Origin of the sequence: Salinarimonas sp. (assembly GCF_046292825.1) — a bacterium.
Classification (GTDB): domain Bacteria; phylum Pseudomonadota; class Alphaproteobacteria; order Rhizobiales; family Beijerinckiaceae; genus Salinarimonas.
The window spans coordinates 67,240-73,478 of sequence record NZ_JBKBQG010000023.1; the positions used below are offsets into that span (position 1 = coordinate 67,240).

Consider the following 6,239-nt stretch of genomic DNA (forward strand, 5'->3'; position numbering starts at 1 on the left):
CGATTTTTCGATTCCTTCGGAACCCATCTTTGGGCGCCGCGTTGATGCGACGACCGGCTCTATTCTGCCCCCACGGAGCCGCACCTATGAGGGCCCGTCCGACCAGTTCGGCGGGCCCTTTCTTTTGTCGCCGCCCCTCACTGGCGCTCGCTGTCGGCGATGATCTCCTCCACCTCCTCGGCCTCCTCCTTCGGCAGGTCGAGGCGCTGGCGCAGATAATCGAGATAGGCGCGCTGGGTCCGGGTGCCGCCCTCCACCGCCGCACGCGAGGCGAGATAGACCTGCCGCGCCGTCTCCCCGTCGGAGACCTGCGCGAGGAGCGCGTCGACGCTCATCGGCTTCTCGAACTCGGCGGCGACGAGCTTGCGCTCCTCGTCGTCGCAGCCCGCCTCGTTCAGCCGCGAGAGGATGCGCTCGCGCTCCTCCGGCTTGATCGAGCCGTCCGACGACGCGGCGGTGATCATCGCGCGGATGAGGAGCAGCGCCTTCTGATCCCCCACCGTCTCCTCGGGCGCCGGGCGCGGATCGAGCATGCGGCTGATGCGATCGCCGAGGCTCTCGCCGGGGCGCCCGCTCTCGCCGGTGAGATTGTCGACGAAATCGCCGATCTGGCCGCCGAGCGTCGAGCGCTTGCCCGCACTCGCACCATTGCCGGCGGCTGGAGCCGCGTCATTGCCCGCCGACGCCGATCCGCCGCGGTCGCGATAGGCGCGGTAGGCGAGATAGCCGAGCGCCGCGAGCCCCGCCTTGCCGCGCAGCGCCCGTCGGCCGAAGCCGGTCATCATCAGAAGCCCGAGGGGGCCGCCGAGCCCCATTCCGACCTTGCCGCCCATGCGGGACATGAGCATCGTTCCGAGAAGTCGCTGCAGGTTAGCCATCGCCTCGATCCGTGTTTGCGTCGAGGCGTCAACCGGGGGGACGCGGCCAGGGTTCCCGCTTTCCCTCCCCGGAGGGGAGGATGACGCGCCGCCCTTCTCCTTCCCCTGAGAGCCTGTGAATCTTTCGGAGGTTGTCATCCCGGGCCGCGAAGCGGACCCGGGACCCATTCGCTCGACGATCGTCCGAGCGCGCATGCCGCGCTCGTTCCGCTACATTTGGACAGCTTCCGTTGGAGAAACGCAGCCTTTAGGCTGCGACTGAGACGTCGTGGATATGGGTCCCGGATCGCCTTCGGCGTCCGGGATGACACCGCAACGAAAGATTTTCAAACTCTGAGGGGAAGGAGAGGGCGCGTCCTGTTTGCCTCGAAGGCATGCAGGAACCACGTTGTGTGCACTCCGCAGCCCCCACGGGGAGGGAGAACTACCCCACGCTCGCCTCGATCGCCTCCATATCCTCGTCGGACAGGCCGAAATGGTGGCCGATCTCGTGGATGAGCACGTGGGTGACGATGGCGCCGAGCGTCTCCTCGTGCTCGGCCCAATAATCGAGGATCGGCCGGCGATAGAGCCAGATCATGTTGGGGAACTGCCCGGACGCGGGCTCCCCCGTCTCGGCGAGACCCAGCCCCCGGAACAGGCCCAGGAGATCGAAGGGGCTCTCGGCCTCGAGATCGGCGAGCGTCTCGTCGTCGGGGAAATCGTCCACCTTGATCACGACGTTCGCCGCGAGATCGCGGAATTCGCGGGGCAGGCGCGCGAAGGCGTCGGCCGCCATGCGCTCGAAATCCTCGAGCGTCGGCGCGGTGAGGTCGAAGAGGGGATCGGCCTCGCGCGCCATCACCACCATCCGAGCTGGAGGCCGAGCCAGACGACGAGGAAGAGGAAGAACGGCACCGCGAGCACCCGCCCGATCCGCCGCCCCCAGACCTCGATCGGATCCGTGCCACCGTCCTCCGCCTGGCCCTGCGCGTCGCGGCCCGCGAAATGGTCCGCCATGCGCCGGCCCATCTTGGCGCCGGCCGAATGCCCGACGGTCTCCGTCTCGCGCTCGACGCGATCGAGCGCGCGCTTGGCCTCACGCTGACGGTCGGCGTCGGTCTGCGGGCGCTTGTCGGCCATGATCCCTCCCGGCGGACGAGCGGCGGATCACTCCGCCGCCACGGGCTGCGCGTCGAGTTCCCGCACGTCCACGAAATGCCCCGCGATCGCCGCCGCTGCCGCCATCGCCGGAGAGACGAGATGCGTGCGGCCCTTGAAGCCCTGGCGGCCCTCGAAATTGCGGTTCGAGGTCGAGGCGCAGCGCTCGCCCGGCGCGAGGCGGTCGGCGTTCATGGCGAGGCACATCGAGCAGCCCGGCTCGCGCCATTCGAAGCCCGCCGCGGTGAAGATGCGGTCGAGCCCCTCGGCCTCCGCCTGCAGCTTCACGAGGCCGGAGCCCGGCACGATCATCGCCGAGACGCCCTCGGCGACCCGCTTGCCCTCGACGATGCGCGCGACCGCCCGCAGATCCTCGATGCGGCCGTTGGTGCACGAGCCGATGAAGACGCGGTCGAGGCGGATGTCGGTGATCCTGGTGCCGGGCTTCAAGCCCATATAGTCGAGCGCGCGCCACTTCGAGATGCGCTTGTTCTCGTCGGCGATGTCGTCCGGGTTCGGCACCACGCCCGTCACCGAAACGACGTCCTCCGGGCTCGTGCCCCAGGAGACGATCGGCGGGAGATTGGCCGCGTCGAGCACGATCTCGCGGTCGAAATGGGCCCCCTCGTCGCTCTTCAGGCTCTCCCAATAGGCGACCGCGCGGTCCCAGGCCTCGCCCTTGGGCGCCTTCGGGCGGTCCTTCAGATAGGCGTAGGTCTTCTCGTCGGGCGCGATCAGGCCGGCGCGGGCGCCGCCCTCGATCGACATGTTGCAGATCGTCATCCGGCCCTCCATCGAGAGCGCGCGGATGGCGGAGCCCGCATATTCGATCACGTGGCCGGTGCCGCCGGCGGTGCCGATCTCGCCGATGATGGCGAGGATGATGTCCTTGGCGGTGACGCCGGCGGGCAATTCGCCCTCCACGCGCACGCGCATGTTCTTCGCCTTCTTCTGGATCAGCGTCTGGGTGGCGAGCACGTGCTCGACCTCCGAGGTGCCGATGCCGTGGGCGAGCGCGCCGAAGGCGCCGTGCGTCGAGGTGTGGCTGTCGCCGCACACGATCGTCGTGCCGGGCAGGGTGAAGCCCTGCTCGGGCCCGACCACGTGGACGATGCCCTGGCGGGCGTCGCGCTCGTCGTAATACTCGATGCCGAATTCGGCCGCGTTGGTGGCGAGCGTCTCGACCTGGATCGCGCTCTCGGGATCGGCGATGCCGGCGCTGCGATCGGTGGTCGGCACGTTGTGGTCGACGACGGCGAGCGTCTTGCCCGGCTGGCGAACCTTGCGGCCGGCGACGCGCAGGCCCTCGAAGGCCTGCGGCGAGGTCACCTCGTGGACGAGATGGCGGTCGATATAGAGGAGGCAGGTCCCGTCCGGCTGGGTGTCGACGACGTGGTCGTCCCAGATCTTGTCGTACATCGTGCGGGGCTTGGTCATCGTCTGCCTCGTCCTCTTTCGTCGACCACCGGCCGGTCTCTCGGCGCTGACCGGAATGTAGCGATTTCGACCCGCCCCGCAATGGCGCGGGCTCCAGGTCTATGTTTCGAACATCATCTCGTCCGCCGACCGGTATCCGATCGGTGGGATGATGCTCCAACGCGAGACGGCGCGACCCTCGCGGGACCGCGCCGTCGGAATGCGAAAAAAGAAGCGGTGTCGCGAGCCGATCGGCGTCGGCCGATCACTCCGCCGCTTCGACGCTCTTGCCGCGGCGCTCGGCGCGCTCGGCGATGCGCGCGGACTTGCCGCGGCGGTCGCGCAGATAATAGAGCTTGGCGCGGCGCACCTTGCCGCGGCGCACGACGGTGATGCCCTCGACCAGCGGCGAATAGAGCGGGAACACGCGCTCGACGCCCTCGCCGTAGGAGATCTTGCGGACGGTGAAGCTCTGGTTGATGCCGCCGCCGTTGCGGGCGATCACGACGCCCTCGTAGGCCTGCACGCGGGTGCGGTCGCCCTCGCGGACGCGCACGTTGACGATCACGGTGTCGCCGGGCTCGAAATCGGGAATGTCCTTCCCGAGAGCGGCGATCTGCTCCTTGTCGATCTGTTCGATGATGTTCATGGGTCTCGTGCTCCTGCCGTTGCGGGCCTCGCGGGCGCGCGGGATTTCGGCGTCCTGTTTTGAGTTGACGGGGGGCTGTACAAGAGACGGAGGCGTTTGTCGAGAGGGGATCGCGAGCCGCCTTGACGCCGCGGCCGCAAGCGGCATAGACCGTCGGCTGCGCAAGGCGCCGTGAGGAGGACCTGCCGATGAGACTCCACGAGACCGAGATCACCGCGATGACCGTCTCAACGGAGCCCCTCGACCATGCCGTCCCGCACCGAGCGCCCGCGCCGCGCCGATCCGCGCACACAGTCTCCTCGTAGATCCGAGCCCTCGCGGAGCCCCGCCGCGAGCATCGCCCTCGACGCCGTCGCCTACACGCTGCCCGACGGGCGGTCGCTCCTGCGCGACCTCGATCTCGCCTTCGGCCCCGGACGCACGGGCATCGTCGGCCTGAACGGCGTCGGCAAGTCCACGCTCCTGCGCATCGCCGCCGGCGCGCTCGCGCCCGATCGCGGAAGCGTCGCGCGCTCGGGGCACGTCGCGATGCTGCGGCAGGGGCTCGCGATCGCTCCCGACGAGCGCATCGCCGATGCCTTCGGCGCTCGCGAGGGCCTCGCACGCCTCGCGCGGATCGAGGCGGGGCGGGGCACGATAGAGGATCACGCGCGCGCCGATTGGACGCTCCCCGCCCGCCTCGACGCCGCGCTCGCGGCGATCGGCCTGCCGGACGCGTCACCCGAGCGCCCGCTCGCGACCCTCAGCGGCGGGCAGCGCACGCGCCTCCTTCTCGCCGCGCTCGTGTTCGACGAGCCCGACACGATCCTCCTCGACGAGCCGACGAACGATCTCGACGCGCAGGGCCGCGCGGCCGTCGCGACCCTGCTGTCGCGATGGCGCGGGGCGGCGATCGTCGCGAGCCACGATCGCGCGCTCCTCGAGCATATGGACGCGATCGTCGAGCTGACAGCGCTCGGCGCGACGACCTATGGCGGCGGCTATGGCGCCTATCGCGAGGCCAAGGCGCGGGAGGAGGCCGCGCGGGCGCGCCGGCTCTCCGATGCCGAGCAACAAGCGGAGGACGTCGCGCGCCGCAATCGCGAGGCGAGCGAACGCAAGGCGCGGCGCGACGGCGCCGGCAAGCGCGAGCGCGCGCGCGGCGGGGCGCCCAAGGTGATGCTCGATTTCGCCCGGGAGCGCGCGGAGGGCTCGCGCGGCGCGCAGGCGCGCACCGCCGAGCGGCTGCACGCGGCGGCCCAGGCCGAGCTCGTCGAGGCGCGCGCGCAGATCGAGATCCGCGAGCGGGTGGCCCTGCGCGTCCCGCCCTCGGGTCTCGCGCCGAACCGCGTGGTCGCGCGCGCGCGAGGTCTCGTCGGCGGGCACGATCCGGCGCGGCCGGCGATCCGCGGGCTCGACCTCGAGATCGTCGGCCCCGAGCGCGTCGCGATCGTCGGGCGAAACGGCGCGGGCAAGTCCACGCTCCTCGCGCTCCTGACGGGGCGCCTCTCACCGATCGCCGGCGAGGTCCGCATCGCCGAGCGCCACGCGCTCCTCGATCAGACGATTGCGCTCCTCGACCCCGCCGAGCGGGTGCGCGACGCCTTTCTGCGCATCAATCCCGACGCGGACGAGAATGCCTGCCGGGCCGCGCTCGCGCGCTTCCTCTTCCGCAACGAGGACGCGCTGCGCGTCGTCGGCACTCTGTCCGGGGGAGAGCGGATGCGCGCCGGGCTCGCCGCGATCCTCGGCGGCGACCGCCCGCCCGAGCTCGTGGTGCTCGACGAGCCGACGAACCACCTCGATCTCGAGGCGATCGCGGCTTTGGAGGCCGGGCTCGTCGCCTATGACGGCGCGATCCTGGTCGCGAGCCACGACACGGCGTTTCTGGAGGCGATCGGAATCGAGCGGGAGGTGCGGCTCGATTTGGAGCCCGGGGCGGCCGCGTGAGCCGCGGCCGGGCTGTGCCCGGCCCGCGAACGCAAAAAACCCCGCGTCGGGGGTCCGATCGCGGGGTTTTTTTGGGTTTGGTTGCGGGGGCAGGATTTGAACCTGCGACCTTCAGGTTATGAGCCTGACGAGCTACCGGGCTGCTCCACCCCGCGGCAAGGTTTTCGGAACGCGAAGGGCCCCGTTGGGGGGATGTCCCTCGGGGGCCCTCGGCGTTTCGATCGTGA

The 6,239-nt window shown here is 70.3% G+C and carries 6 protein-coding genes and 1 tRNA gene; 1 reads left to right on the top strand and 6 read right to left on the bottom strand.

The features are described 5' to 3' along the window. Window positions 1-137: 137 nt before the first annotated feature. The 5 genes from ACK4UM_RS12655 to rplS all read right to left on the bottom strand — a co-directional run bounded on the left by ACK4UM_RS12655 (window position 138) and on the right by rplS (window position 4,083). Window positions 138-842, bottom strand: coding sequence for a tellurite resistance TerB family protein (locus tag ACK4UM_RS12655; RefSeq protein ID WP_409799437.1), 705 nt, complete (start codon window positions 840-842; stop codon window positions 138-140). A gap of 460 nt (window positions 843-1,302) precedes the next feature. After that, on the bottom strand, window positions 1,303-1,719 hold the full coding sequence (locus tag ACK4UM_RS12660) for a metallopeptidase family protein (protein ID WP_409799439.1): 417 nt from the start codon (window positions 1,717-1,719) through the stop codon (window positions 1,303-1,305). Beyond that, a complete protein-coding gene (locus ACK4UM_RS12665) occupies window positions 1,719-2,000 on the bottom strand; it encodes a hypothetical protein (RefSeq protein WP_409799442.1) in 282 nt (93 codons plus the stop codon). Before ACK4UM_RS12665 ends, ACK4UM_RS12660 begins: the two co-directional genes overlap by 1 nt. A gap of 27 nt (window positions 2,001-2,027) precedes the next feature. Continuing rightward, complete coding sequence (gene leuC, locus ACK4UM_RS12670) at window positions 2,028-3,455, bottom strand: 3-isopropylmalate dehydratase large subunit (RefSeq protein WP_409799445.1); 1,428 nt, start codon at window positions 3,453-3,455, stop codon at window positions 2,028-2,030. A gap of 244 nt (window positions 3,456-3,699) precedes the next feature. Continuing rightward, window positions 3,700-4,083 (bottom strand): 50S ribosomal protein L19, encoded by a 384-nt coding sequence (gene rplS / locus ACK4UM_RS12675; RefSeq protein ID WP_409799448.1) that lies wholly within the window; start codon window positions 4,081-4,083, stop codon window positions 3,700-3,702. 246 nt (window positions 4,084-4,329) lie between these two features. Between rplS and ACK4UM_RS12680 the strand changes: the two genes are divergently transcribed. Then, the gene (locus tag ACK4UM_RS12680) at window positions 4,330-6,012 is read left to right on the top strand and encodes an ABC-F family ATP-binding cassette domain-containing protein (protein WP_409799451.1); all 1,683 of its coding nucleotides are present in this window, start codon (window positions 4,330-4,332) and stop codon (window positions 6,010-6,012) included. A 78-nt stretch (window positions 6,013-6,090) separates the two neighbouring features. On the opposite strand, the gene ACK4UM_RS12685 is transcribed toward ACK4UM_RS12680, so the two are convergent. Further along, window positions 6,091-6,167 (bottom strand) — tRNA-Met (locus ACK4UM_RS12685). Between the last annotated feature and the right edge of the window lie 72 nt (window positions 6,168-6,239).

Coding starts and splice junctions, on each gene's coding strand:
- ACK4UM_RS12655 (WP_409799437.1), bottom strand. CDS start 842: ATGTCCCGCATGGGCGGCAAGGTCGGAATGGGGCTCGGCGGCCCCCTC.
- ACK4UM_RS12660 (WP_409799439.1), bottom strand. CDS start 1,719: ATGGCGCGCGAGGCCGATCCCCTCTTCGACCTCACCGCGCCGACGCTC.
- ACK4UM_RS12665 (WP_409799442.1), bottom strand. CDS start 2,000: ATGGCCGACAAGCGCCCGCAGACCGACGCCGACCGTCAGCGTGAGGCC.
- leuC (WP_409799445.1), bottom strand. CDS start 3,455: ATGACCAAGCCCCGCACGATGTACGACAAGATCTGGGACGACCACGTC.
- rplS (WP_409799448.1), bottom strand. CDS start 4,083: ATGAACATCATCGAACAGATCGACAAGGAGCAGATCGCCGCTCTCGGG.
- ACK4UM_RS12680 (WP_409799451.1), top strand. CDS start 4,330: ATGCCGTCCCGCACCGAGCGCCCGCGCCGCGCCGATCCGCGCACACAG.